Raw genomic sequence first — 25,121 nt, 5'->3', positions numbered from 1 at the left:
AACATTAGAATGGCAAGTTTTCATTCTCGTTATTTGGGTTGTTTGTATCTTCTTTTTTTAACTCAATTGGTGTTGGTGGTACTTCGTAATACAACACATCCTTTGCTTCAATTTGTGGTATTCCATTTATAATTGAATCAATCAATGCTTTTTGTTCATTACTACCAGCAACAATATTTACAACAGTTTTTTCATTTTTGTTTACACTTTCACTTATATGTTTAAGATTCCATTCTTCAAATCTTCTTTCAAGAATCCAAGCCATTTTTGTCCAATTCTTATCATTGGTATTAAGTAGCTTATCTAATAAATTGTTCTTTTGTGTTATCATTGCACCGTGAACCATTTCAACAAATTGTTCACCAATTTCTTTATCCAAAGCACCAAATTTTCCATTTTTCCAATTATGAAATGTTTGCCTTGTTATTCTATCTTTTTTTGATAATTCTTTATTAACTAAGAAAATCAAATCATTATCAGTTAAGAATATGATGTTTTCATTATTAAGAACATTTTCAAGTTTCTCCACCCATTTTTCCATTTTTGACCAGTTACCACTTCCTACACCATTATTTTCATTCATTAAAGTTTTATTTTACATTTATGTTATTTTCTTAATTATACTGGTAATAAGGTGTTTTGTAAATAGCCTTAAAAAAAAACCACCTAAATTGGTGGTTTTTATTATTCATCTTTTTTTAATTCGTTAAGGTCTTTTTTGAAAGTTTTTGCTTTTTTGATGATGTTATTCACAATGGTTAAAAATGGTGGATTACCCAATTTTTGTGATGTTTCATCCCAGCTTTTCATTTCAATATAAATCCATAGCATTGTGGTTATTTTGGTTATTAAATTTGGAATACCCCAGATTAAATTTTTTTCAATCATAAAGTAATCAATCAAATAAGCAAAAACAATTGTTCCCATATAGAAGAACGTTTTAACCACTATATTGAATAGTTTTGTTGATTGGTATGATTTCCATCCATTTAACTTGATTGTTGTGTAAATGGCAAATAAAGTATCAAATCCGACTGCCAAAGAAATGATTATTAAAAATCCTTTAATTGGTGATAGGAATGTGATTGTGCTTATTAAAGCTAGTTTTAAAAATGTTAATGAATAGTAAGATATTTCGGTGTTCATTAATTCTCATAAGTATATTTATTTTTTGTTATTGGTTTTGCTATTAATTCAGATTTTACTGATTAGCCATTAATTTGAAAAACTATTTCCATACTTGATGGATATTTAAAATTAACTGATATAAAATATTCATCAGTTATTTCATTATAATATATATCACTCCAATTATCTGTACCTTCTTGATAATTTTCATTTTCAATAACTAGTTGATTGTAATCAATACATTCTTGTTGCGTACCCTTATACCACATAATTAAGTTGTTATAGTTTCTAAAAAATCATTATTTTTTGGTTCAGTATAGATAATAGTTTCTTTTATAAAACCATTAAATGGTTCTGTTGTTAAATTAAATGCACCTAAAATAATATTTGAAGAATTAGTTACGCCAGCTGAAATATCACTACCACTTGAAACACCATTTAAATAACTTTTAACATTATCAGTTTGAAATGTAGAAGCAATCTTATTAATAACATTTAAATTAAATGATGATGTGGGTGATGAAATAGCACTAGTAATTGAACCGCCAAATCTTGTTTCAGTTAAAATTAAATTTGTTGATGAAACTCTATGTCTTGATAAATAATTTACATCACCAATTACACCACCAAATATTGTTACAATACCTTTTGCACTACTAGTTGTTGTTTGGTTGTTAAGAACCTCATTATAAATAGTGTAACCAGTTGTACCAGTTAAACCACTGTAATTTAAAAGCCTTAAATCGTGAGCAAAAAAACCAGAATAACAATTATCATCATTATCCCAAACAAGATAAGGTTGTGAATTTGCTGTGGTTTGTTTAAATGCACCTTTTGTTTGTTGGTATGTAGTAGCTGTTGAACCAACTTCACATTGAAATCCAGTTACTCTAAAACCTTTAGGGGATTGTGTGTTATATTTAACTATACCAGTATTACCATATTCCCAATTTGAACGATAGGCTTCAATTCTCCAAACACCATTACCTAAATCAGTTTTAGTGCTGGTTGGACGACTTGTATTATTATTAAGTGAATTAAAAATAATAAAATCAGCATTTGAATCATTTGGTTCACCAATTTGAGGTTCAGATAAATCATCCATTATTATATAAAATGAATAAGTTAATGGTTGACCTTGTACACCAACATTACCATTATAAATAAAACGGCTTGTTGAACCATCATTAAATCTTACACAATTGGTAAATGGCAATCCAGTCCACCCACTAAATGATTCATAAGTAACATTACCAGCCAAACCAATTGTTGATGTTGGTTCTGAAACTTCAATTAAATTCTTTTTAGATTGGTCATACATTTTAACTATTCTACCAACACCATATCTTGAACCATTTGTTGATTGATATGCTGTTAGTCCATCAACTTCAAGTTGTGCGCCCCAAACAAATAAACCATCTGAACCATTTGCACTTGATGTTGCAACCCTAAAACCAGTGTATAAATAATTATTACCAATAGTATTTTGAAAAATATAAGTAACAATACATCTATACCAACCATTTGAAATATTTTCAATTGAAGATGAAGTAACATTTGAACCATCGCTTACTATAGTACCAGATGTTAAATTAAATCTTGAAGCTTCATTACCAAAAATACCCCCAACCCAAATTTCATCCATTTCACCAGCTTTGGCATAAACAGAAATAGTTATTTCTTTACCTTTAATTTGCGGTGAAACTGTATTATTTACACCAATATAATTACCATTAGATGTTGGAATTAATTTATCAGCTGTTGAACCGCTTAATGGGTCAATTGCAACATTAGCTGTTCTAGTTATATTACTAATATAATTCCAAGATGCGTGTGTGAAATCTTCACTATATGGTATTTGATTTTTACCTAAGAATGTTTTTATTGCGTTAATATCTACAGTATCACCACTAAAACCAAAATCTTGTTCATTATTGTTAAATTCATTTCTAATTCTAACACAATTACCTAAGTAATTTTGATTTAATTTAGTATATGAATAAACACCATCACTGTTTGATATTTTATTGAAATATTCCCACACAAGGTTATTACCCAAATATGCTTTCTGTATTTGGGTATTACCTAATTTCACATTGTTTATATTTAAATTTCCAAGTTTCATTAAATTATAAAATAGATTGTTGTTGGGTCTTTTGTTACAATTGCATCATATTCTGCTTGTGTTACTGTAAGCAAAGCATTAGTTGTATAAGTTGTACCAGTATGTTTGTTTATGAAAGGTGATTGTGCTACTGATTTACTTCTTAAAGTACCATTTGAATTAGTGAATAAAACATTATTCATTGTATCACCAGTATCATTTCTAGTTGATGGATATGAATGCAATCTTACATAATCAGTTCCAATATCAAATTTAGCTTGTGGATATAAATAACCATCTTGGAATCTCCATAATAATCTACCAGCATCACCCCAAGCATCATAATTTGTTGATTTTATTGCTGAGAATGTCATTTGCTGCATTGTTGTTGGAGCTCCAGCCATTCTTGATATAAATTGATTTGGTCCAGCTGAACCATTTCCACCATTACCTAATAACTGAATAAATGGTACAGTTCCACCACCAAAAATATGTCCAAATTGTGAACCTAATATCTCATTATCAAGGTCACTTTGTGTTGGTGCGGTACCAAAACTCACTATACTACCAATTAAACCAGCACTATTCTGTCTATATATTTTTTCATTAACTAAATTAGCATTATTTATTAATCCCGACTTTTTCCAAACTGATGTTGTAGCTGAAGATAAATCACTTGTTAAAGCCAACGTTCCAGATTGATTAGGAAATTCAAAACTTTTTGTACCACCAGATATTAAACCAGTCTTTAATAATGCGAATTTTCCAGAAGTACCACCAATTGTAACACCTTGGTCAAAACCATTAACAAAGAAACCAGTTGTATTACCACTTACCGTACTTGTTATAATAGTTCCATTATCAAGATTAGTTGATATTTGTGCTGAAGTTGAAGTTGGAAAATCAACTTCATCACCTTCTATATAAAAATTTAACTGTCTTGTTCCAGTTGTATAATTTGTAGCAATTTCAAAATTTGAATGTGCGTCAGAAGTTGTAAATCCATTATTACCTACAATAACATTTGATGTTGTATTACCAGCATCAGTAACTTCTTGTAAAGTTGGTGTAGATAAACTATTAATATTGATTTCTGCAACGTGCAATAATGTATAATCATCTTGAATAATGAAATTTATTGTTTCATCTGTACCAAGGATAAAATCATTATCATTAATCAAATCAAACTTCAATTCACCAGCACCAAAATTGTGTTTAAAAACAATTGGTGTAGATTGTTGGTTTGTTATTCTGATTCTTTTACCTATGTAACTGAAAACTGGTGATACAAATCCAGCTGAATTAATTTGTGTTACTGATGATGAATCTTTGATAATGTAATTTGTATAGTTTTTAAGTTTAAAAATTGTAATAATTCCAGAAGAAGAACCAATATAAGCAATTGTTTCATCAGCTTTTTCAAGATACAAATCACCAGTTGGTGTTGGTTCAACTTCAATAATACCATCAGTAACAACAATTAATGTTGCTTGAATTGTGTTATTTGGTACTGGTGGCGCAATTGCATTATCAACCGCTTCTGTTCCAGCAATTCTTTGAAATGTATTGTTGTTATCAGCAACAATTAAATCAATTCTGGTCATTCCAGATGATGCCAAAGGAACATTGATTTCAACAACATCATCATTTGTGTATTGTTGATTTGCAATCAACCAAACCCAATCAGCGTTTATGGTTAATGTTTCACCAGATAAGTTATAACCAGTTTGGTTAAGTATTTTATTAGCACTTGGTAAATCAGCTGTTGTAACAAATGGGTTAATTCCATCAGCACCATCATTAATTAATTCAGATGTGTTTGAAATAGCACCAGCACCCAAATTTTTAACGAATAGAATATTAACCAAATTAGCCATCAAATCAGCTTGACTAGTATAAACAACGCCATTAACTTGAAACTGGCTAAAATGGGTACTACCTACCAATTGAAACTTGGTATCATAAGCATTATGAATTGCAATGTTATTTTCACCTTGTTTGATAACAATGAAATTCTTCACATAGTTTCTACCATTGTGTGAAAAAGTCTTTGCATTTATATTATTAATTATGTGCATTAATTATATCTTTCTAATTCTCATTATTCTTTCACCAGATGGTGATGATGTGCAGTTTAATGATTTCCATTTTGGAAATATTTCTTTATTTGCATCTAAGTATTTTTTGATTTGTTCCCATCTTGAACCAGCCAACTGCATTTGCATTGTTGAAATATCCTTTAATGAATTTCTTTCTGCTGGAACACTATCATTTGATTGCTTTATGGTTGCTCCAAATGGTGTAATATTTGTGTTTATTTGCATTACATACTTTGCCATAAAATAATCAGCTGTTAAAGCCTTTAATCCATCTTGATGATATACAATATCATTGTATGTAAAAGTTGAACCAGAAAGCAAATCTTGATAAATTGGATTATTAAGATTGTTCAACACATCAAAATAAAATTCTGAACCCAATACATCTTTCAATTCAGTTAACTGTGCTTGTTCAATGATTGGATTGATTTTATTTTCATCGACTTTATTACCGATATCTTTATAATTTTTGATTTCGGTTGCAGTTATAATCTTATTCATTTGTTGTTTTTTTTGGTTCTACCAATGGAATTATATTCCAGTTATTATTTGGGTTAATTGGTTCGTGAAACTTGCTGAAAACAGCTTTAAATGCATCTGATATAATACTTCTTTCTTCTTGTTTATTTTCCCAATGCATAAATTTAGCTTGAACAAGCAATTCACCAGAATTACCAAATATTGAATTATCAGAATTATCAATTAAAATTGAAGGAATACCATAAGCTTTTCTAATATTTCTTGCTGTTGATTGTTCAGTACTTTCAAACTTCTTATCATCAATATTTGAATCAATATTTTGTATCAAAATATGTTCAGCTAGATTATCAGATTCAAGATTTGCTTCCAACAAAAGAACCCCAGATGAATTATCTGAACCTTTTAAATCATTGATTGTATTAACAAAATCATTTCTTTCATAATCATCTTGAAATGGTTTAGTTACAAATAGTTTTGCACCAAAGAAACCTTTTCTTAAACCACTATTTTTAAATACTGATGCTTGATATTCTGAATCAGCATCATATAAAACTGAATCAATATCAGAAAGTGAATAAGTTGAACTGAAATCACTATTGATATGTAAGATTTGACCTTTATACTTTGACCATCCACCAGCACTTTCAACTTGTTTTTCAATTATTGCTGGATTTGGATTGAAACGGTCAATTATCTTGAAATCTTTTTTTTCAATCTTCTTACCTTTTGATTTATCCCAGTTATCATAAACAATGAATTTACCATTGTAACCAGTTGAATCAGTTGAACCAATTCTAACTTGTTCACTACTTATTAAATCAACTGAAATAACTTCATAAAGTGCATTGTAATTAATGTGTAAAAAGATGTTGTTTTGTTCCGAAAACTCCCTTGAAACAATTCTATAAAGTTGATTGATTGTTAATCCTTTCTTATTGATAATTGGTGCATTCTCTTTAGCGAATTCAAACCCTTTACCATAAATGTATTTTGAATTAATATCAACACATTGTTTTGCTGTAACACTTGAATTGGTTAAACTCTTAACAAGGCTCGGATAAGCATTATCAGCACCCCAATTATAAATACCTTCAACCTTGTTGTATTTTATTGATAATCTATTATCAACATCAATTAATCTTATCTTCATTATTCCTCATCAGCATTATCATTTTCGTTATTGATTAATTCAACCCAATTTTCTGGATATACTTCAAATAGTGATATTCTATTTGGATTTGCTTTTAGAAATTCAATACATAATTCATCTGGTGCATTATCAATTGTTATTGATTTACCACCCCCGAAATTGATGCCTAATACACCAATATTATTTCTTAATTTGAAACCACTATTTTCAACTTGTGGTTTAAGTAATTCAACCCCTTCAGATTGAAGTTTATCAAAATATTTCTTATGCTTATTCTTGCAATTTGAACAACCAGAATTTGGAAATAAGAACTTGTAATAATCCATCATTTCATTTCTTAATGATTCATCATTCATTATCTGTTCATATCCAATTTGAAGTAATTCTTCTAATCTTTCTTTATTCATATTCTATTGTTTTTATAAAAAATTAAGGTAGATAGCTTTTTAAACCATCTACCTTAATTATACTGTTAGAACCCTATTTTGTAAACCTAATTATGCAAATAATGAATCAACTTTAGCTTTAGTTGTAGCATAATCAGTTTCTAAGTAAATCTTGTAAGGATAAGATTCACCAAAACCTTCTTGTGATTTTAAAGTGAAAATGAATGAACCATCATTTTCTAAAGAAGTAAATGAACCTTCAGCCATTTTTAAACCATTTTCTAAACCGAAAACTTTATAAGCATCAGCATTTGAAGTTCCTTTGAATTTTGTTTCTACAACAACCACAAATTCACCTTCTAAAAGTTCTTTTATTCTTTCTGCATCTTCTGCACTTTGCCCAAACACTCTACAAGCGAATGAATGTGAAAAAGTATCAACACCAGAATCATTTAATGCAACTTCTGAACCAGTTGAACCCAATTGTTTTATCCAACTAATTGAAAAACCAGTAGCACCAGAATTCAATGATAAGTTAGTAACTGTTGAACCAGTTTCAGTAATTGATGTTCTATCTAAATCAGCAACATTTATAATAACTGCTTTAGTTTCTAAACCGCTTTTAGCACGGTTTGCACTTGAACAATCATAAGAAATATTAGCTGTTAATTTGTTTACACACATTTATATTTTTAAATTAATAATCTTGTTATTTTTGGTTTAAAGCCTTGGATGGCTGACTATTCAACCACCCAATTCTTTAAAGAAATTATTATGCTACTTGTAATACTACCAATTCTTCTGGTAATGCTATTTGAGTACCTAATTTGAAAGCTACTTTTACTTTAACTCTTTCAATTTGTGGTAAGTAAATTGCTTCTGCTGTATCAGCTTCATCAAGTAAATCTGTACCGATATAGAAGTTTGAAATTCTACCAGATACAATTCTTTTTGAACCATTTAATCCGTTTAATGCATAGATTTTAATGTTAGTACCAGGTACCACAATTTCACCATCAACAGCATCAACACCATAGTGGAATAAGTTTGCATTCTTTAATGCAGTTGTATAGATTCTGAAATAATCCCAACCCATAAAGATTGCTGTATCAGCTTGGTTTAAGATATCCATTGGAATTTCTGAATAAACCATATCTATTAAACCTAATGCTGTTGCTGAAGTAAATGTTGAAGCTGTAACAACTGTAGTACCAGTTTCAGCATCAATAACTTTTAAGAAACCATTGAATTTGTTTAAATCATCATTTAATGATGCTGTATCACCTTGCCATAAAGCCTTCTCATTCTTAATAGCAACTTTTGATGTGATTTCAGTCATTAAATCTTGCTCAAATACTAAAGCATCATCTTTAGAACCAGCATTGATTTGTGAGTTCATCCATTTAGTGTTTAACACTTTAGGGTCTAAAAACTCTCTTACTGCAATTGGTGCAACTTGAAGAATTCTTTGTGTGAATTTTACATCTGAATTTCCATCAGTAGAACTACCAACTGAATCATCTTGTAATTTTGGGTCAACACTCATTAAGTTTAAAGCTTCTGCGTGTTTAATACCAACTTGGATATTACCAGAAAATAAACTCATTGTTTTGCTATCCATCAAAGAACTTTTGATGATAGGTAATTTTTGTTCGTTAACGTAATCCGTTAAAGCATTTACATTATATGCCATTTTTTGTTTTTCTTTTTATAGTTGTGTTATGTAATTAGAACTTTGAGTTCAAAATTTGATAAGCTCTTGATAAGTTTTCATTTTGAGCTTTGATAGATGGGTTGTTACCCTTATTTTCAGTTGAAAAATCACTACCAATTTGCTTTGCTAATGCAATGTATTTTGATTCCATTTCATTAGTTTTTTCAGCCATAGCTTGCATTACTTCAAGCAATGTATTTACTTCTTCATTTGATGTTAATTCACTTAATTGTGCCTTTAAATCAGCTATTTCAGCTTTTAAATCTTCAACTGATTCTGATGTATCATCACCTTCTTTTTCTTTTAATTCAGCAACAACACCATCTTCAACAACAACCAATATTAAATTGGTTTCAAGTGGATATTCACCAACTGGTAAAAAGGTCTTTTCTGCATCAGCATAAACAGCACCACCAACAGTTAACATTGTTCCTTCAAAAAAGTAAGTTGAATTTCCATCTTCTGATAAAATACTTGATAATTCAGCATCAAGTGGTGCTGTATCATCTTCTGAAGCATCTGATTCTTCTGGTTTGATTTCAGTTAACAAACCTTTTTCAAATACCATTGTTGAACCATCTGGCATTAAGAATTCACCATTAGCTTCTTTACCATCAACAGTTGCTTTTTCACCAACTTCTGGCATATCACCTTCTGATAATTCTGGAAATATAATTTCCATACCAGTACCATCTTGAAGAATCAATTCAGCTTTGATTTTACCAGTTAGCATATTCATTATGCTATCAAGTTTTTTGTTCAATTTCTTCATTAAACCTTCTTCTTCTTTTTCTTCTATGTTATGTAATTTTGCAACAGCCATTTGTGGCTTTTGTAGTTGTGTTGCAATTCCTAATTCTAATGCTTGAGTAGCATTTAAGTATGTTTCATTTCTAAGTAATGAATGGATTGTATCAGAATCAATATCAAGTAATTTTGAATAGAACTTTACTAAGTCATTTTCAACCGTTTTTAACTCATCTAAGTAATAAGCCAAAGCACTTGTATCACCAACCGCTTCCATCCAAGGCAAATGAATCATAAAAGCGTTTTCTGCACCTTCTGGGATAATTCTTGTATCACCCGCCATAAAAATTACTGATGCAATTGAATAAGCTTTTGTAGTAATTGTGGTGATTGGTTTCTTTAAGTTTCTTAAATAATTGTAGATATCAGTACCAGCATCAACAAAACCACCAACAGAATCAATTTTAACAACAAATGAATCTGAATTTGGTTGTGCTTTTACTTGTTTGATAACATCTAATAAAGTGCAATCCACACCTATTTCACCACTTATATATATCTTTCCTATGTTCATACATAGAAATTATACTGGTGGTGATATCATTTGTAAATAGCACCTAATTATTCTTAGGTAATACCAATAATTATTCTATAATATTCTTATAATTTATTATTAAATAATTACATAATATTAGATATTATACTATGTGGTGACAATACTTATAAAGCCTTTATTGATAAGAGATAAGAAGATATTTAGATAAATAAATAATTGAAGAAATACTAAAAATAGTAATGTAGTTTACTTGCAACCGATTTGTTAAAATCGTATCTTTGCATTATAAGTATAAAAAAGGTTTAAATACTGTTTACTTCTTGATATAATATCTTAAATTATATCATATAAATATTTTTTTAATAAAAAATATAACTTTTTATAATTCTAACATATTTATAAATGTAAGCTATTAAATAAATAGTTTGCCTTCGGTATCCTATGGGGTTGCTCCCATAGGTTTTGCCACCGAAGTGAATCAAAAGGCAAAATAACGAAAGGCAAAATATTAACTTAAACTTGAAAAAGAAAAACAATGTACAAACAGTACACAAAAGAAAAACAACCTCTTACTTAAAACTACCAACAGCACTTGTTGAAGATGTTAGAAAATTAAACTTATCAAAAGATTATCAATCTTACTGTTTCAAATTCATTGGAATTATTCAAAGAAATAATTTCATTGATTATAAAGATTTATTTGAAGAAACAGCAATTCCAGTTGAATACATAAAGAAATCATTTAATGATAATAAATATCTAAATTGGTTACAACCATTATTAGATTCTGGTATAGTTATTAGAAGTAATTATTATTCTGATATTACTAATACTTGTTATAATTATTCTATTAATAATTTATATTATAATCATAATAATATAGATATTATACTATGTGGTGATAATCACTCTAAACCCTTATCAATAGTAGCTTTCAGAGATATTATAAAAGAATCTAAAGAAGATAATCTATACTTAAATTACTTCAAAAATGATTTTGAAAGCTTAACAATAGATTATTCAAAACTTGAAGAAATTATTGAAAGAAGAATCAATGAAATAACCATTGATGCTTTTGCTATGAATGAAGATATTCTTGATGAATCATTCTACCTAACTTTAAATAAATCTGGAATGTGGATAAAAAGAAGTGATGCTATTCAAAAGGCAAAAGAAATGAAAATGAATTTAATAAAAGATGGTAAAAGATTTGTTATTGAACAACCAGATTCATTTATATCAAAGAAAAAAGAAATGATTAGAATAATGTATGGTGAAGCTTTATTAAATCTTCAAAATGGAAATCTAAGAGCAAAAAGAAATGATACCAATAGAAGACTTGATACTAACTTTACTAATATGTGTTCTGAACTTGTAGATGAAATTTGTAACCAGAATGATTTGATTCAAATTGATTTAAAAAACAGCCAGTTTGCAATCCTTTCATTGATGCTACAAGATAAATTAAATACACCCGATTTTAAGCTATTTAAAAGCTTAACAGCTTCTGGTAATCTATATGAATACATTCAAGATAAACTTGCCTTAAACACAAGAAAAGAAGGTAAAAATGTAGCGTTTGAAATCCTATTCAGTAGCCATAAGAATAGAACCAAAAACAAAGCTAAATTGAAAGAATTATTTCCAAGTGTAATTGAATTTATTGATAACTACAAAAAGGAAAATGGTGATGCAATGTTTGCAATTAAAATGCAACGTAAAGAATCAACAATGTTTATTGATAATATTTATAACCAACTGAAAAAAAAGAAATTATTTGCTTTAACTAAACACGATAGTTTAATTGTTAAAGAAGAAAACAAAGTTGAAGTTATTAAGCTAATTGAATCTTATTTTGAGGGTTTAAATTTCGATTACAGCATTGATATCAAAGAACCAATTAAAGTGGCTGAAATCGAAGAAAACAATAAAGAAATAAGCATTGATGAATATGAACGAAGAATGATAATTAAGTATGGTTCATATCTTGATATGGTAAAATTTGGGATGGTGATTGGAATAATGAAAAATCATTTCAAATCATTGGATGATGTTACTGAAGAATTTAAAAATCAATCATTTTGTAATTTCAAAATCAATAATCAATTAGTTAATATTTTAAGATAAAAGTTAATTTTTCAAAACAATTTAGTTTGAATTAAATATCTTACATAAATTTGTTTTCTATTAACTAAAAAAAAATTAAAAAAATGAATGTAGATGAAGTTGTGTTTCTAAAGTCTGGTAGTCCAAAATTAATGATTACTTGGTTAGTTGGTGTAACACCAAACAATTCTCCAATCGATATTAATAAAATCCTAATGGATAGACCTAATTATATTGTTGGTGATATTTCAATAAAATATTTTAATAAAAATAATGAAGAAAAACTAACTTTACCAGCTAATACATTAATTGACAATTTACAAAACCGTATTCCAGTTAAAAATCAAAATTTAAGTGTTGGAAATGTTGTAAAACACAAACTATCTGATATTGAAATGACTATAACTTGGGTTGTAGGACAAATTCAAGACAGTAATAGTCCGATAAAATTAAATGAATTGTATAACAGACAAGGTTTTGTTAATGGTGATATTGCTTGTAGTTATTTTGATAAAACAGTACACGTGACAAAATTATTTAGAGCAAATGAAGTTGAAAAAATATTCGAATAATATAAAAAGCTAATCCTTAGATTAGCTTTTTTATTATCTTTGATATATGACAGCAAAGTTAACAATAACATACACAGTGATTTTGAAGTTCAATAATTTTGATACTTTAACAGCAATTACAAAAGAAAGGTTGATTTATTTAATCAATAACAATCCTTTTGAAATTGAATATTTTGGTGGTGAACTAGATAACCAAGCTGATTATATGGATGAAGAAATGGAACAAGATTTTAATAATCATTCATTTCACACTTTTCATTTTGATTTGGAATCTTCAGATGAACCAAATTTTGAAGCTGATAATCAAGAAGTAATTGAAATCCTAACCAAAGCCATCAATGAAAACGAAATTAAAGATGTAAGAAATGATGGTAAAGATGTTGAAGTATTTCTTTACTAACCTACTTGCATTGCATATAAAAGTGTATCGTACTTTGGATAAGTAATATCCTTAAAATCCAACTTACCAGTTAACCAATCATTCTCATCTTTTTTGTTCAAGATAATTGGCATCCGTTTCTTGTAGTTATGAATGTATTCCATTGTTTTATTTGCTTCTGTAGTCATAATACAAAAGCTATTTAAAACCTCATCATTAGCTGGATTTTTCCAAGTTGAATACAAACCAGCGAATGTAAATATTTCACTTTCTTGATTGATTATAAGATACTTTTCTTTATTCTTACCTTTTTCATCCAACCAACGCCACTCATAAAAGCCAGAACTAATTACCAAACATCTATTATGTGTTACTTCAGCAAATGTTGGTTTTTCTTCAATAGATTCTACCCTACCAATTAAAGTATTCTTTCTGAAATCAGTATTCTTTGACCACTCTGGAACTAAACCCCAAGAATAATCAGTTCTTATTTGTTTTGGATTTTCATTTAAAATGATTGGAACATTGGGATAAGTGAAACCATTTATATCTTCTGATTGTAAATAAGCTGTATCATCATCAATTTCAGCATCAAATCTATCTTCAACATCCTTAAAAGGAAATCTTAATTGCATATAAAAACACATTCTACTTCAATTTAATGGTTATAATATCTTCTAATCTAGTAGTATAACAAGGTGAAAGCCTTTCTTGCTTCATTTTATGCCTTCTTTGAAGGTCATTACGCCCAAATTTTACTTTATTTCCATAACGTTTATTCAAAGAATCCAATGATTTCATTATATCAATATGCTTTGGATTCTCACCACCAAAGATTTTAAGCTGATGTGATTCAGCTGGAGTTAAACAACCAACAATTACACCAGCCTTTTTATAATAAATACCCTCTTTATAAATCGATTTTAAACCCATTTGAACAAGTCTATTGATTTCAAATGTGCTGTTAGTAGGAAAATCAGTTTTGATGTTTAAAAAGGCTCTATGTTGTTGCAAATCCTTTCTGAAATAATTACTGGTAATAAACACCGTTATCATATTACAATGACTATTCTGTTTACGTAGCTTTTCACCCAGTACTGCTGAAAATGTTGATACCCTTTCTGCTATATCATTGATGTTATTATACATTTTTTCAAAGCTTCTGGTACAAGCTATATTTTTCTTTGGTTGGATATCTTCAAGTTCAATTGAAGGAATACCCATTAAATCGTGCTTCAGTCTTAAACCAACAACGGTCATATTTTTACGAACCCAAGCATCATCCATTTGGGTAAACTGATAAGCATTGTTTATTTGAAGTGCTTTTAATCGTTTTGCGTGCTGTCTACCAATACCCCAAACATCTTCAATTGCAGTCCATTTTAAAGCCTTAATTCTTTTTTCTTCATCATCAATAATGTAACAAGATTGGGTTCTTTCTGGGTACTTCTTAGCAATCTTATTTGCTATTTTGGCTAATGCTTTAGTTGGTGCATATCCAACACTAATTGGAATACCTAACCACTTACCTACCTTTTTAATCATATCCAATCCCATTGTTTGATAATTGAAGTATTTAAACCCATCAAACTTTAAGAAACATTCATCTATTGAATAAACTTCTGAATCTGGTGAATAGGTCTGTAATATGGTCATAACCCTATTGGATAAATCACCATACAATTCATAGTTACTTGAAAAAACATTTATGTTATGTTGCTGAACCAAATCTTTAATTTCAAATAATGGTACACCCATCTTAACACCTAATGCTTTTGATTCATTGGAACGTGCAACAACACACCCATCATTGTTACTTAAAACAACAATAGGTTTACCATTCAAGTGAGGTTGAAAAACCCTTTCACAAGATGCATAAAAGTTATTACAATCGATTAAAGCGTACATTTTTTTAATTTGATTTTACAAAGTTATCTAATTAAAAACTTGAATTTTAAATTGTTAATAATTAAAAATAAACTAAATTTACATTACAAACCAATACTAAATCAAACTGTTATGAAAAAATATTTTACTTTTTTAATGTTTATCTTTTCTGTATTAATTTTTTCTCAAACCAAAAAACAACTTATTGCTGAGAATTTAGAATTAAAAGATAAGTTATCAGAATGTCAACAACAAACCAGTATTATTAAAAGTCAAATAATACAATTGGAAAATGAAAAAAATATTTTAAATGATTTATATAAGGCTATACAAAAAAATTCGATGGAAGTTGGTTCTCCATCATCTCAAATAGATATTTATGAAAATACTTCAAATAACTTATCTGGTATAAGTAAAAGTTTTTTCTTAGATACATATAATGAATTGGAAGAAATTAAGGGTATAAATGTAAAATCTGAAATTTGTGAAAATTCGCCAACACGATTAGAAGAACTAACGGGTGGCTACAAAGTATTTTATGTTTCAAGTAACAAACTTGTAGAAGCTGATGGAAATTTATTTTTAGCAAATGTTAATTCAGAAAATTCAAATACAATTGTTAATTATAAATTTGTTCAATATAAAAAAGGAAGCTGTATAATAGATGGTAAACTTAAAAAAGTAATTTGGGGTGTTGGAATAGATTTAAAAATGAAAATAACTTCAAAAAAGAAAAAGGTTGATATCTCTTCATTACCAAAACTTGCAGCCGCTGTAAATTATAAAGAAGCTGAAGCTCAATTTAGTATTGATGTAATTGGTATAACTGGACAAAAAATTATTAATAACTTAAATCTATCTGGTGAATTCAATGTTGAAAATTATGGAAAAGTAATCAGTGCAATAGATGAAATCATCAAGAATATTTCATCAGAAGGTGTTAATATTGAACCTCAATTAATTTCAATAGAATAATTTTTTTATTCCCTTAATTAAGAAATTGCAATATCTTTAACGTTTTGGATTGGTATCATAATCCCTTTAAAACCTTCTTCTTTGGCTTTAATAGCGATAGATAAAGCTCCTTTTATAGGTTGCAAAGTTCCATCAAGCGATAATTCGCCCATGATGATGTAATTTTCGATTTCTTTTGAGGTAATTTGAGAAGAAGCAGCTAAAATTCCAACCGCTATCGTTAAATCATAAGCCGAACCTTCTTTTCGTAAATCGGCAGGCGCCATATTTACAATGATTTTTTTACCGGGAAATTGATAGGAATTGTTTTTAAGTGCTGCAGCAATACGAAAACTGCTTTCTTTTATGGCCGAATCGGGAAGCCCAACTAAATGATAACCGATTCCTTTCTCTGTGTTTACTTCTACTGTGATTGTGGTGGCCTCAACGCCAAAAACGGCACTTCCGAATACTTTTACTAACATGGCTTATACTTTTTAAATGGCTTATACTGATACAAATATAGAAAAAGTATTGAAAAAAATAACTTTTTTATGAATTAGACAATCTGTTGGCAATTCAATACTTTTGTACTTTGTATTTACTATTAAAGTTTTATTTATGAATTTCACATATATCAATGCAACTACAGGTACTTCGGAAAAGTTTACTAACAAAACAATTACCCACTTTTTACATACGCATCTTGAAGAGTTTGGAGATACCGAAGAAGACATTCAAAAATGTATAGATTATGTTCTAAATCCAAATAAAGGCGGACAAATTATCATTGGTACTGATGAAGATAAAATTGTTGGAATTGTTATCCTAAATAATACAGGGATGAAAGATTATATTCCTGAAAATATATTGGTTTATATTGCCATTAATAATTCACAAAGAGGAAAAGGCTATGGAAAAAAACTTATGGAAAAAGCCATTTCTTCTGTTGAAGGAAATATTGCACTTCACGTTGAACCCAATAATCCTGCAAAAGCTTTATATGAAAAACTTGGTTTTACGAATAAATATTTAGAAATGCGATTGATAAAATAATTCGTATTATTGATAAATATCTTTTAGTTACTATGAATAAAAAAATCCCAATCGTTTGATTGGGATTTTTTATTGAAAAATTATTTTTTAAAAGCCGTCACACCATCCTGTAACCAAGTTTTATATTCCTCAACATCTGGCGTGTAACCAACAGGTTTAGAAATATCTTTTCCATCAGCATCTAAAACAACATAATAAGGTTGGGCATTAATGTTATATCGTTCAATTTGATATTCTCTCCATTTTTTCCCAATGGTAGTCACTTCACTTCCTGATTTTGAAACGTATTGTTCTTCTTTTGGTAATTCACGTTGGTCATCACCGTATAACGAAATCAGTACAATCTCATTTTTTAAGATTTTTAAAATTTCAGCATCAGACCACACATTTTCTTCCATTTTTCTACAATTCGCACATGCATGTCCAGTGAAATCTAATAAAACAGGTTTGTTTACTTTTTTTGCATAAGCTAAACCTTCTTCATAGTCATGAAATGCTGTTATTCCTAATGGTCCAATATGCGCATTTTCTGGTAAAGCAGATTCAGAAGAAACTCCAGAGCTTACTGTATTTTGATAACCAACTCCATACGGACTTTCACTGTAAGTCATAGGTGGTGTAAATCCGCTCAATATTTTTAATGGCGCTCCCCATAAACCTGGAATTAAGTAAATAGTGAATGTGGTAACAAATAAAGCTATGAATAATCTACCTACAGAAATATGAATCATTGGACTATCGTGAGGCAAAATTAATTTTCCGAAAAGATATAATGCCCAAGCTCCAAAAACAGCAATCCAAATGGCTAAAAAGACTTCTCTTTCTAATAAATGCGTTTGTAAAACTAAATCAGCATTAGATAAAAATTTAAAAGCAAAAGCCAATTCTAAGAATCCTAATGAAACTTTAACCGTATTTAACCATCCACCTGATTTTGGTAACGAATTCATCCAACCTGGAAACATAGCAAACAACATAAAAGGCAAAGCAATTGCAGAAGAGAATCCTAACATTCCAACTATTGGTCCTATTCCACCTTGTCTTGCTGATTCTCCTAATAATGATCCTACAATTGGTCCAGTACATGAAAAAGAAACAACAGCTAAGGCTAACGCCATGAAGAAGATTCCGATGATTCCACCTCTATCAGCTTGTCTGTCTATTTTATTTAAAAATGAATTGGGTAAAACGATTTCAAATGCTCCTAAAAATGAAGCCGCAAAAACGATTAGAATTACAAAAAATATCAAGTTAAACCAAACATTTGTAGATAAAGCATTTAATGAATCTATTCCAAAAATAGCCGTTATTATCATTCCTAAACCTACATAAATAACAATGATAGAAATTCCATAAATAAAAGCATTACGAATTCCTGCTGCTTTGGTTTTACTTTGTTTTGTAAAGAAACTTACCGTCATTGGTATCATTGGAAACACACAAGGCGTAAGTAAAGCAGCAAATCCACCTAAAAAGGCTAAAATGAAAATTCCCCACAAGCTTTTCTCTTCTTCGTTTGAAGTTGAAGTCGGAACAATTTCTTTTGTAGCTTTTTCAGAATCTGTAGCTGTAATCAATGTTGTATCGGCACTAACAGAAGTTGTATCATTAGAAACTACATTCGTTGAAGTAACTTCTTCCACCTTAATTTCTGGCAATTTAAACGTAAACGTAGCATCTTGCTGAATACATTGTTCTTTACAAACTTGGTATTCCACATAAACTTTTACTTCTTTTACTTTTGGATTGGTAACTTTTATGATTTGCTTGAACTGAGCCGTTTTTGCAAAGTAATATTCGTCTACTTCAAAAATATCGTTATAAACTTTTTTATATGGACTTTCTTTGGTTTTTCCAACTAAATCGAAGTTTCCTTTTGCGTTTTTGTAATCAAAAACCGTTGGAAGTGGTCCGTTTTCTGGAGTAAACTGCGAATACATGTGCCACTCGTTTTCGATAGTAGCATCCATGACCAATTCAAATTCGGTAGCCGATTTTTGAACTACTTTAGTTTTCCATTGTACCGGATTTATAATTTGTGCATTTCCAAAAAATCCAAAAATTAAGGCGATTAAGGCAAAATATTTTCTCATTCTTCTAATACGATTTTTATACTGTTATGTGTTGTTTCTTTACTTATAAATCTGTTATCTGCTCGTTTTCCTATTACCCAAACAATTTGGTCTTCCGAACATAACAACCATTGATTTTCTTTATCTAAAAGCGAATATTTCTCGTCTTTGAAATACTTACTCAATTTCTTTTTTCCGTTCATTCCTGAAGGATAAAAATAATCTCCCTCTCGCCATTTTCTAATTGTTAATGGAAATTTGATCTTATTTTCATCTACAAATATACAATTGGAATCTGTTTCAAAAATGTTAACTGTTTTACAAAACCTAAGTTTTAAGGGAATATTAACTTTACTATCCAACGATTCAATGATGAAAACTTCTGATTTATCTGTTGATTTTTTTTCGGAAAGGATTAATTTCTCTCGGTCTTTCAATAAAACATGCGTTTCGGAAAACACTTGCTTTCCTGATTGTGCTTTGACCAAATCATAAATATCATTCCAAGCCGAAAATCCATAATTTTTAAGCCATTGATATAAATACGCTTTGTAATTTTGGAATTGAAGCAGCGGTTTTAGATGAATCTCTAATTGATTTTTCTTCTCTTCAACTACTTTTTCAAAAACCAATTTTGAAGCATCGCTAACTAAAGACTCCGCTTGTTGCAAATGATGTAAAGTATTTTTAAACGAATCTAAAAATCCCGTATTCAATTCTTTTAAAATAGGTACAATGTCATGACGCAATTTATTTCTAAAATACTTGTCTGATGTATTACTCGAATCTTCTCTCCATTGGATTTTATTTTCTAATGCATAATTTTCAATTTCTTCTCTTGAAAACGGCAACAACGGGCGAATAATGTTTCCATTTTGAGCTGGAATTCCTGTCAACCCTTCTAAACCTGTTCCTCTAGTAAAATTGATTAAAAACGTTTCGACATTGTCATCCAAATGATGTGCTGTAACCAAATAATCCAATTGGTTTTCAGATAAAAGTTTTTGAAACCAATCATAACGTAACTTTCGAGCGGCTAATTGAATGGAAAGTTTGTTTTCTTTAGCAAATTCGAGCGTATCAAACGACTCAATAAAATAAGGAATATAGCTGTCTTGGCAAGTTTCCCTTACTAACATTTCATCTCCATTACTCTCTATTCCACGAAGTTGAAAATTGCAATGTACTACGCAAATATCAAACCTCAACTTATAAAACAAATCCAGTAAAACCATACTATCAATTCCACCACTAACCGCTAAGAGCAATTTCTTGTCTTTTAGCTGGGAAAAATTTTGTTCGATATGGTTTTGGAATTTTATTAGCATGACCAAAAATAAGGAATTATTTGGATTGCAGCACCTCAAACATTGCTTTTGCTTTCAACAAACATTCTTCGTACTCATTTTCAGATATAGACTGAGAAGTTATAGCACTTCCGACAGAAAAAGATAAATATTGATTTTTCGAATTGTACAAAATACTTCGAATCACGACATTAAAATCGAAATCGCCATTTGGATTAAAATAACCTACTGCTCCACTGTATAAACCGCGTTTGGTTTCTTCTAATGTTTCAATGATTTGCATGGCCGAAATCTTTGGTGCTCCTGTCATGCTTCCCATAGGAAAAGTGGTTCTTAGAATTTCAATGGGTGAAGTGGTATTTTCTACTTCCGAAACAATAGTCGAAATCATTTGATGCACTTGCTTAAACGTATAAATCTCACATAATTCTTCTACTTGAACGCTTCCTTTTGTGGCTGTGTGCGATAAATCGTTTCGAACTAAATCGACAATCATGATGTTTTCTGAACGCTCTTTTTCGTTTTGAGCTAAATCTGATTTTAATTGTTCGTCTTGTTCTATATCAAAACTTCTTCTTGCTGTTCCTTTTATAGGTTGGGAAATGACTTTATTTCCATCTTTTCGTAAATATCGTTCTGGTGAAGCGGAAAGCAAATACTGAAAATTATTTTTGAAATACACTGCAAAAGGTGGTTCTGAAATCGCATTTAGTTTTTGATAGATTTCCAAAGGTTCGATTTGAGCATTTTCAGCATAGAATTCCATACAAAAATTGGCTTCGTAAATGTCGCCACGATGAATGTGTTCGAGCATTTTGGAAACTTTGGAAAGATAATTTTCTTTTGAGATGCGTTGTTTTATAGTGATGGATGATGGGTGATGGGTGTTGGTTGTTATTGAAAGGATTTCTTCGAAATCTGAATCTATTTCGTCATCGCATAATCGTAAATATTGAATTTCGAGTTCATTTTCTTTGATTAAAAATAACTTTTTGGGTTGGAAGAAAAACAAATCGGGAAAATCTAATCCGTCGAAATTGTTGGAATGTAAAGCTTCGGTATCGTTTTTCAAATCGTAGGATAAGTAACCAAACAACCAATCTTTCGTTTGACTTTGGTACTGATACAAATCTTGAAACGCATTTTCATAATCGGTTTTAATCGAAGTAAAAGCATCTACCGCCAAAACCGCATCGTAACTCGAATACTTTTGATGATAGGCATTCGAATCTAAAAAAACGACTTCTCTGTGTTGGTTCGCCCAATTCAAAAGTTGGTTTTTAAAGTCGGAAAACTGGGAAATATCTTTTGTAATTACTGTTCTCAAATTGGAAAATTTACTTCGTAAAAGTACAACAAAAAAATAGTTGTTGAAAAATGGGGCAAATGTTAAAATTTGGCACGGTTTTTATTCTTGCCTCAACAACTAACCTAATTAAAAATTCATTTGTATTGATTCTAAAACTACACGTATTAAAAACAATTAATCAATAACTTTAAAAATGAATTTTTATGAACAAAAACACCAAAATCGTATTGACTTTGCTAGCTCTTGGCATGGTCTTATCTTGTAAAGAGAGAGTTGCAGAAGAATCAGCAGATTATTCAGAAAATGCTGTAACTGATAGCACAAGCGTTATTTCTTCTTCCGCAGCCGTTGAAAACAAAAACAGCAATCGAAAATTTGTTCGAACCGCCGATGTAAAATTTAAAGTCAAGAATGTTGCAAAATCGACTTATGCGATTGAAGATGCAACTACGAAATTTGGTGGATTTGTAACCTATACCAATCTTCAAAGCAACATTCACAGTGAAGACCGAACCAAAGTGAGTCAGGATAGTACTTTAGTAACTACAAAATATAAAGTAGATAACAACATAACGATTCGTGTTCCAAATACGAAAATGGATACGGTGATTAAAACTATTGCGAAACAAATTCATTTTTTAGATTATCGCATCATTAAAGCGGATGATGTTTCGTTACAAATGTTATCCAATGAATTAGCGCAAAAAAGAAGCAATTCATCTGAAAAACGTTTGGCAAATGCAATTGATTCGAAGGGAAAGAAACTAAATCAAGTGGTAAAAGCAGAAGAAACGTTAGATGCTAAAAAAGAACAAAATGACGCTTCAAAATTGCAGAATTTATCGTTACAAGATCAAGTAAATTTTAGTACTTTAACGCTAAACATTTACCAAGACGAAAGCATCAAACAAGAAATGGTAGCTAATGAAAAAAGCATCAACGCTTACCGACCAAATATTGGCTTACAAATTTGGGATAGTGTAAAAACGGGTTGGTTTATGTTAGAACATATTATTTCATTTGTAGTGGTGCTTTGGCCATTTGCCTTAATTGGGTTTTTAGGATTTTTGGGATATAAAAAGTTTTTAAAAAAGTAAGAAATAAGCCATCGGGAAACTGATGGTTTTTTGTTTAATAATTTCATTATCTTTGAAATAACTAACCAAAAACTATTTAAATTATGAAAATTGCAACTATTATTGTTCGAGTACTTTTAGGAGCTATGATGCTTTTTGCTTCTATTTCTTATTTTTTCAAACTTGGTCCTGAGCAACCAGAACCAACAGGAGATTTAGCCACGCTAATGGCTGGTTTTATGGCTTCAAAATACATTTTTCCTGTAGCAAAAGCTATTGAATTAATAGCAGGATTAATATTAGTAAGTGGTAAATTTGTTCGATTAGGAACTATCATTTTGTTACCCATAAGCATCAATATTTTTCTAATTCACGTAGTTGTAACAGGTACCGATATTCCAATGGCTGTAGCAATTTTATTTGCTAATGTGTTTTTAATTTATGCTAATTGGGATGGTTTTAAAGAAATTGTAAAACCATAATATTAAAAACTTCAAATAAAAAAATCCCAAACTCAATTGAATTTGGGATTTTTGATATAATAACTTTTCTATTTACACGTGTAATGCTCTGTTATCAGTAGCTGCTAATGCGGCTTCTTTGATAGCTTCTGCAAATGTTGGGTGTGCGTGAGACATTCTTGAAATATCTTCTGCACTTGCTCTGAATTCCATAGCTGTAACAGCTTCTGCGATTAAATCGGCACATCTTGCTCCAATCATGTGAACTCCAAGAACTTCATCTGTTTTTGCATCGGCTAAGATTTTTACAAATCCGTCAGTGTCTCCACCTGCTCTTGCTCTTCCTAAAGCTTTGAATGGGAAACTTCCTGCTTTGTACGCTACACCTTCTGCTTTTAATTGCTCTTCTGTTTTTCCAACAGCGGCAACTTCTGGCCAAGTGTACACTACACCAGGAATTAGATTATAATCGATATGAGGTTTTTGACCTGCTAAGATTTCAGCTACCATTACTCCTTCTTCTTCCGCTTTGTGTGCTAACATAGCTCCACGAACTACATCACCAATTGCATAAACATTTGAAGCTGAAGTTTGTAAATGATCGTTTACTTCAATTTGACCTCTATCGGCAACTTTTACTCCTGCTTTTTCAGCGTTTAATCCATCTGTATAAGGACGACGACCTACAGAAACTAATGAATAATCACCTTCTAACGTGATGATTTCTCCTTTAGCATTTTCTGCTTTTACAGTTACCACATCTCCAGCTCTTTCAACCGATTGTACTTTGTGAGACGTGTAGAATTTCATTCCTTGTTTTTTCAATACTTTAGTCAATTCTTTTGATAAAGCAGCGTCCATTCCAGGAATAATTCTGTCCATGAATTCTACTACAGAAACTTGCGCTCCTAAACGTAAATAAACTTGACCTAATTCGATTCCGATAACACCACCACCGATAATTACTAAGTGTTTTGGAACTTCTTTCAGTTTCAAAGCTTCAGTAGACGTGATGATTCTTTCTTTATCTAATTTGATAAATGGTAAGCTTGAAGGTTTAGAACCTGTAGCAATAATAATATTTTTTGATTCGATGATTTCCGAAGAACCATCTTCTTTAGTAACTTTTACAGAAGTAGCGCTTTCAAATGAACCCACTCCGTTAAAAACGGTAATATTGTTTTTATCCATTAAGAATTTCACACCACCTGAAGTTTGATCAACAACCGCTTGTTTGCGAGCAATCATTTTTTCTAAATTCACTTTTACATCACCAGAAACTTCAATTCCGTGGTCAGCAAAATGTTGTAACTCTTCGTAATGATGTGAAGAAGCCAATAACGCTTTAGATGGAATACATCCTACATTTAAACACGTTCCTCCAAGAGTTGAATATTTTTCAATAATAGCAGTTTTAAAACCTAATTGGGCACAACGGATAGCTGAAACATATCCTCCAGGTCCAGAACCTATAATGGTTACATCAAATTGACTCATGATTTTATATAAAGTTTGTTGTTTGACTTAAATTCGGATACAAAAGTAACGCTTTTTGAATTAATTATTTGTTACTTTTTT

At 30.0% G+C, this 25,121-nt stretch carries 24 protein-coding genes and 1 pseudogene; 7 read left to right on the top strand and 18 right to left on the bottom strand.

Features of this window, described 5'->3' with window-relative positions:
• Positions 1 to 4: 4 nt before the first annotated feature.
• The 11 genes from B0I03_RS08785 to B0I03_RS08735 form a co-directional block, all read right to left on the bottom strand.
• Positions 5 to 583, bottom strand: coding sequence for a hypothetical protein (locus B0I03_RS08785; RefSeq protein ID WP_111567072.1), 579 nt, complete (start codon positions 581 to 583; stop codon positions 5 to 7).
• Positions 584 to 684: 101 nt separating this feature from the next.
• The gene (locus B0I03_RS08780) at positions 685 to 1,146 is read right to left on the bottom strand and encodes a phage holin family protein (RefSeq protein WP_111567071.1); all 462 of its coding nucleotides are present in this window, start codon (positions 1,144 to 1,146) and stop codon (positions 685 to 687) included.
• A gap of 62 nt (positions 1,147 to 1,208) precedes the next feature.
• Positions 1,209 to 1,397, bottom strand: a complete 189-nt coding sequence (locus B0I03_RS08775) for a hypothetical protein (RefSeq protein WP_111567070.1) — start codon at positions 1,395 to 1,397, stop codon at positions 1,209 to 1,211.
• A gap of 2 nt (positions 1,398 to 1,399) precedes the next feature.
• Complete coding sequence (locus tag B0I03_RS08770) at positions 1,400 to 3,223, bottom strand: phage head spike fiber domain-containing protein (RefSeq protein WP_146603281.1); 1,824 nt, start codon at positions 3,221 to 3,223, stop codon at positions 1,400 to 1,402.
• A gap of 29 nt (positions 3,224 to 3,252) precedes the next feature.
• Positions 3,253 to 5,310, bottom strand: a complete 2,058-nt coding sequence (locus tag B0I03_RS08765; RefSeq protein ID WP_146603280.1) for a phage upper tail fiber protein — start codon at positions 5,308 to 5,310, stop codon at positions 3,253 to 3,255.
• Positions 5,311 to 5,313: 3 nt separating this feature from the next.
• The gene (locus B0I03_RS08760) at positions 5,314 to 5,832 is read right to left on the bottom strand and encodes a DUF6712 family protein (RefSeq protein WP_111567067.1); all 519 of its coding nucleotides are present in this window, start codon (positions 5,830 to 5,832) and stop codon (positions 5,314 to 5,316) included.
• The gene (locus tag B0I03_RS08755; protein WP_111567066.1) at positions 5,825 to 6,961 is read right to left on the bottom strand and encodes a hypothetical protein; all 1,137 of its coding nucleotides are present in this window, start codon (positions 6,959 to 6,961) and stop codon (positions 5,825 to 5,827) included. The genes B0I03_RS08760 and B0I03_RS08755 overlap by 8 nt, the downstream gene beginning before the upstream one ends.
• Entirely contained in the window at positions 6,961 to 7,368 is a 408-nt protein-coding gene (locus B0I03_RS08750; RefSeq protein ID WP_111567065.1) for a hypothetical protein, read from the bottom strand. Before B0I03_RS08750 ends, B0I03_RS08755 begins: the two co-directional genes overlap by 1 nt.
• Positions 7,369 to 7,458: 90 nt before the next feature.
• Positions 7,459 to 8,031 carry a hypothetical protein gene (locus B0I03_RS08745; RefSeq protein ID WP_111567064.1) on the bottom strand — a complete coding sequence of 191 codons (573 nt, stop codon included), beginning with the start codon at positions 8,029 to 8,031 and terminating at the stop codon, positions 7,459 to 7,461.
• An 88-nt stretch (positions 8,032 to 8,119) separates the two neighbouring features.
• Positions 8,120 to 9,040 (bottom strand): hypothetical protein, encoded by a 921-nt coding sequence (locus B0I03_RS08740; protein ID WP_111567063.1) that lies wholly within the window; start codon positions 9,038 to 9,040, stop codon positions 8,120 to 8,122.
• Positions 9,041 to 9,074: 34 nt separating this feature from the next.
• A complete protein-coding gene (locus tag B0I03_RS08735) occupies positions 9,075 to 10,382 on the bottom strand; it encodes a Clp protease ClpP (protein ID WP_111567062.1) in 1,308 nt (435 codons plus the stop codon).
• 501 nt (positions 10,383 to 10,883) lie between these two features.
• Here B0I03_RS08735 and B0I03_RS08730 point away from each other — a divergent pair.
• The 3 genes from B0I03_RS08730 (at position 10,884) to B0I03_RS08720 (ending at position 13,442) form a co-directional block, all read left to right on the top strand.
• Complete coding sequence (locus B0I03_RS08730; protein WP_111567061.1) at positions 10,884 to 12,491, top strand: hypothetical protein; 1,608 nt, start codon at positions 10,884 to 10,886, stop codon at positions 12,489 to 12,491.
• Between the two features lie 83 nt (positions 12,492 to 12,574).
• The gene (locus tag B0I03_RS08725) at positions 12,575 to 13,042 is read left to right on the top strand and encodes a hypothetical protein (RefSeq protein WP_111567060.1); all 468 of its coding nucleotides are present in this window, start codon (positions 12,575 to 12,577) and stop codon (positions 13,040 to 13,042) included.
• A 46-nt stretch (positions 13,043 to 13,088) separates the two neighbouring features.
• Positions 13,089 to 13,442, top strand: coding sequence for a hypothetical protein (locus tag B0I03_RS08720; RefSeq protein ID WP_111567059.1), 354 nt, complete (start codon positions 13,089 to 13,091; stop codon positions 13,440 to 13,442).
• Here B0I03_RS08720 and B0I03_RS08715 read toward each other — a convergent pair.
• Both B0I03_RS08715 and B0I03_RS08710 read right to left on the bottom strand, forming a co-directional pair.
• Positions 13,439 to 14,056 (bottom strand): SOS response-associated peptidase, encoded by a 618-nt coding sequence (locus B0I03_RS08715; RefSeq protein WP_181452375.1) that lies wholly within the window; start codon positions 14,054 to 14,056, stop codon positions 13,439 to 13,441. The genes B0I03_RS08720 and B0I03_RS08715 overlap by 4 nt on opposite strands.
• Before the next feature lie 13 nt (positions 14,057 to 14,069).
• Entirely contained in the window at positions 14,070 to 15,329 is a 1,260-nt protein-coding gene (locus B0I03_RS08710) for a Y-family DNA polymerase (RefSeq protein WP_111567057.1), read from the bottom strand.
• Between the two features lie 111 nt (positions 15,330 to 15,440).
• Between B0I03_RS08710 and B0I03_RS08705 the strand changes: the two genes are divergently transcribed.
• Entirely contained in the window at positions 15,441 to 16,283 is an 843-nt protein-coding gene (locus B0I03_RS08705) for a hypothetical protein (RefSeq protein WP_111567056.1), read from the top strand.
• 23 nt (positions 16,284 to 16,306) lie between these two features.
• Here the strand turns inward: B0I03_RS08705 and B0I03_RS08700 are convergent.
• Positions 16,307 to 16,747, bottom strand: a pseudogene (locus B0I03_RS08700) (magnesium chelatase domain-containing protein); the annotation flags it as partial.
• A 136-nt stretch (positions 16,748 to 16,883) separates the two neighbouring features.
• Between B0I03_RS08700 and B0I03_RS08695 the strand changes: the two are divergent.
• A complete protein-coding gene (locus B0I03_RS08695; protein WP_111567055.1) occupies positions 16,884 to 17,318 on the top strand; it encodes a GNAT family N-acetyltransferase in 435 nt (144 codons plus the stop codon).
• Between the two features lie 80 nt (positions 17,319 to 17,398).
• Here the strand turns inward: B0I03_RS08695 and B0I03_RS08690 are convergent, their stop codons facing one another.
• The 3 genes from B0I03_RS08690 to B0I03_RS08680 form a co-directional block, all read right to left on the bottom strand.
• The gene (locus tag B0I03_RS08690) at positions 17,399 to 19,411 is read right to left on the bottom strand and encodes a protein-disulfide reductase DsbD family protein (protein ID WP_111567054.1); all 2,013 of its coding nucleotides are present in this window, start codon (positions 19,409 to 19,411) and stop codon (positions 17,399 to 17,401) included.
• On the bottom strand, positions 19,408 to 20,658 hold the full coding sequence (gene tilS, locus B0I03_RS08685; protein ID WP_317048050.1) for a tRNA lysidine(34) synthetase TilS: 1,251 nt from the start codon (positions 20,656 to 20,658) through the stop codon (positions 19,408 to 19,410). Before tilS ends, B0I03_RS08690 begins: the two co-directional genes overlap by 4 nt.
• 76 nt (positions 20,659 to 20,734) lie before the next feature.
• The gene (locus B0I03_RS08680) at positions 20,735 to 22,024 is read right to left on the bottom strand and encodes an anthranilate synthase component I family protein (protein ID WP_111567052.1); all 1,290 of its coding nucleotides are present in this window, start codon (positions 22,022 to 22,024) and stop codon (positions 20,735 to 20,737) included.
• Positions 22,025 to 22,209: 185 nt separating this feature from the next.
• Between B0I03_RS08680 and B0I03_RS08675 the strand changes: the two genes are divergently transcribed.
• Together B0I03_RS08675 and B0I03_RS08670 are read left to right on the top strand one after the other, a co-directional pair.
• The gene (locus tag B0I03_RS08675) at positions 22,210 to 23,103 is read left to right on the top strand and encodes a DUF4349 domain-containing protein (RefSeq protein ID WP_111567051.1); all 894 of its coding nucleotides are present in this window, start codon (positions 22,210 to 22,212) and stop codon (positions 23,101 to 23,103) included.
• An 83-nt stretch (positions 23,104 to 23,186) separates the two neighbouring features.
• Complete coding sequence (locus tag B0I03_RS08670) at positions 23,187 to 23,564, top strand: DoxX family membrane protein (protein ID WP_111567050.1); 378 nt, start codon at positions 23,187 to 23,189, stop codon at positions 23,562 to 23,564.
• Between the two features lie 72 nt (positions 23,565 to 23,636).
• Here the strand turns inward: B0I03_RS08670 and lpdA are convergent, their stop codons facing one another.
• Positions 23,637 to 25,040: a dihydrolipoyl dehydrogenase gene (lpdA, locus tag B0I03_RS08665; protein ID WP_111567049.1), complete on the bottom strand. Its 1,404-nt coding sequence runs from the start codon at positions 25,038 to 25,040 to the stop codon at positions 23,637 to 23,639.
• Positions 25,041 to 25,121 lie beyond the last annotated feature (81 nt).

It is taken from the genome of Flavobacterium aquaticum (assembly GCF_003259835.1).
Taxonomy (GTDB): domain Bacteria; phylum Bacteroidota; class Bacteroidia; order Flavobacteriales; family Flavobacteriaceae; genus Flavobacterium; species Flavobacterium aquaticum.
Note: the sequence above shows the minus strand (reverse complement) of the source record. Positions and strands in the feature narration are given on the sequence as shown.

Excerpts from the sequence above, each read along its gene's own strand:
- B0I03_RS08675 (WP_111567051.1), top strand. The coding sequence starts at position 22,210 with ATGAACAAAAACACCAAAATCGTATTGACTTTGCTAGCTCTTGGCATG.
- B0I03_RS08695 (WP_111567055.1), top strand. The coding sequence starts at position 16,884 with ATGAATTTCACATATATCAATGCAACTACAGGTACTTCGGAAAAGTTT.
- B0I03_RS08750 (WP_111567065.1), bottom strand. The coding sequence starts at position 7,368 with ATGAATAAAGAAAGATTAGAAGAATTACTTCAAATTGGATATGAACAG.
- B0I03_RS08735 (WP_111567062.1), bottom strand. The coding sequence starts at position 10,382 with ATGAACATAGGAAAGATATATATAAGTGGTGAAATAGGTGTGGATTGC.
- B0I03_RS08725 (WP_111567060.1), top strand. The coding sequence starts at position 12,575 with ATGAATGTAGATGAAGTTGTGTTTCTAAAGTCTGGTAGTCCAAAATTA.
- B0I03_RS08745 (WP_111567064.1), bottom strand. The coding sequence starts at position 8,031 with ATGTGTGTAAACAAATTAACAGCTAATATTTCTTATGATTGTTCAAGT.
- B0I03_RS08690 (WP_111567054.1), bottom strand. The coding sequence starts at position 19,411 with ATGAGAAAATATTTTGCCTTAATCGCCTTAATTTTTGGATTTTTTGGA.
- B0I03_RS08670 (WP_111567050.1), top strand. The coding sequence starts at position 23,187 with ATGAAAATTGCAACTATTATTGTTCGAGTACTTTTAGGAGCTATGATG.
- B0I03_RS08715 (WP_181452375.1), bottom strand. The coding sequence starts at position 14,056 with ATGCAATTAAGATTTCCTTTTAAGGATGTTGAAGATAGATTTGATGCT.
- B0I03_RS08760 (WP_111567067.1), bottom strand. The coding sequence starts at position 5,832 with ATGAATAAGATTATAACTGCAACCGAAATCAAAAATTATAAAGATATC.
- B0I03_RS08755 (WP_111567066.1), bottom strand. The coding sequence starts at position 6,961 with ATGAAGATAAGATTAATTGATGTTGATAATAGATTATCAATAAAATAC.
- B0I03_RS08785 (WP_111567072.1), bottom strand. The coding sequence starts at position 583 with ATGAATGAAAATAATGGTGTAGGAAGTGGTAACTGGTCAAAAATGGAA.
- lpdA (WP_111567049.1), bottom strand. The coding sequence starts at position 25,040 with ATGAGTCAATTTGATGTAACCATTATAGGTTCTGGACCTGGAGGATAT.
- B0I03_RS08740 (WP_111567063.1), bottom strand. The coding sequence starts at position 9,040 with ATGGCATATAATGTAAATGCTTTAACGGATTACGTTAACGAACAAAAA.
- B0I03_RS08780 (WP_111567071.1), bottom strand. The coding sequence starts at position 1,146 with ATGAACACCGAAATATCTTACTATTCATTAACATTTTTAAAACTAGCT.
- B0I03_RS08720 (WP_111567059.1), top strand. The coding sequence starts at position 13,089 with ATGACAGCAAAGTTAACAATAACATACACAGTGATTTTGAAGTTCAAT.
- B0I03_RS08710 (WP_111567057.1), bottom strand. The coding sequence starts at position 15,329 with ATGTACGCTTTAATCGATTGTAATAACTTTTATGCATCTTGTGAAAGG.
- B0I03_RS08765 (WP_146603280.1), bottom strand. The coding sequence starts at position 5,310 with ATGCACATAATTAATAATATAAATGCAAAGACTTTTTCACACAATGGT.
- B0I03_RS08775 (WP_111567070.1), bottom strand. The coding sequence starts at position 1,397 with ATGTGGTATAAGGGTACGCAACAAGAATGTATTGATTACAATCAACTA.
- B0I03_RS08705 (WP_111567056.1), top strand. The coding sequence starts at position 15,441 with ATGAAAAAATATTTTACTTTTTTAATGTTTATCTTTTCTGTATTAATT.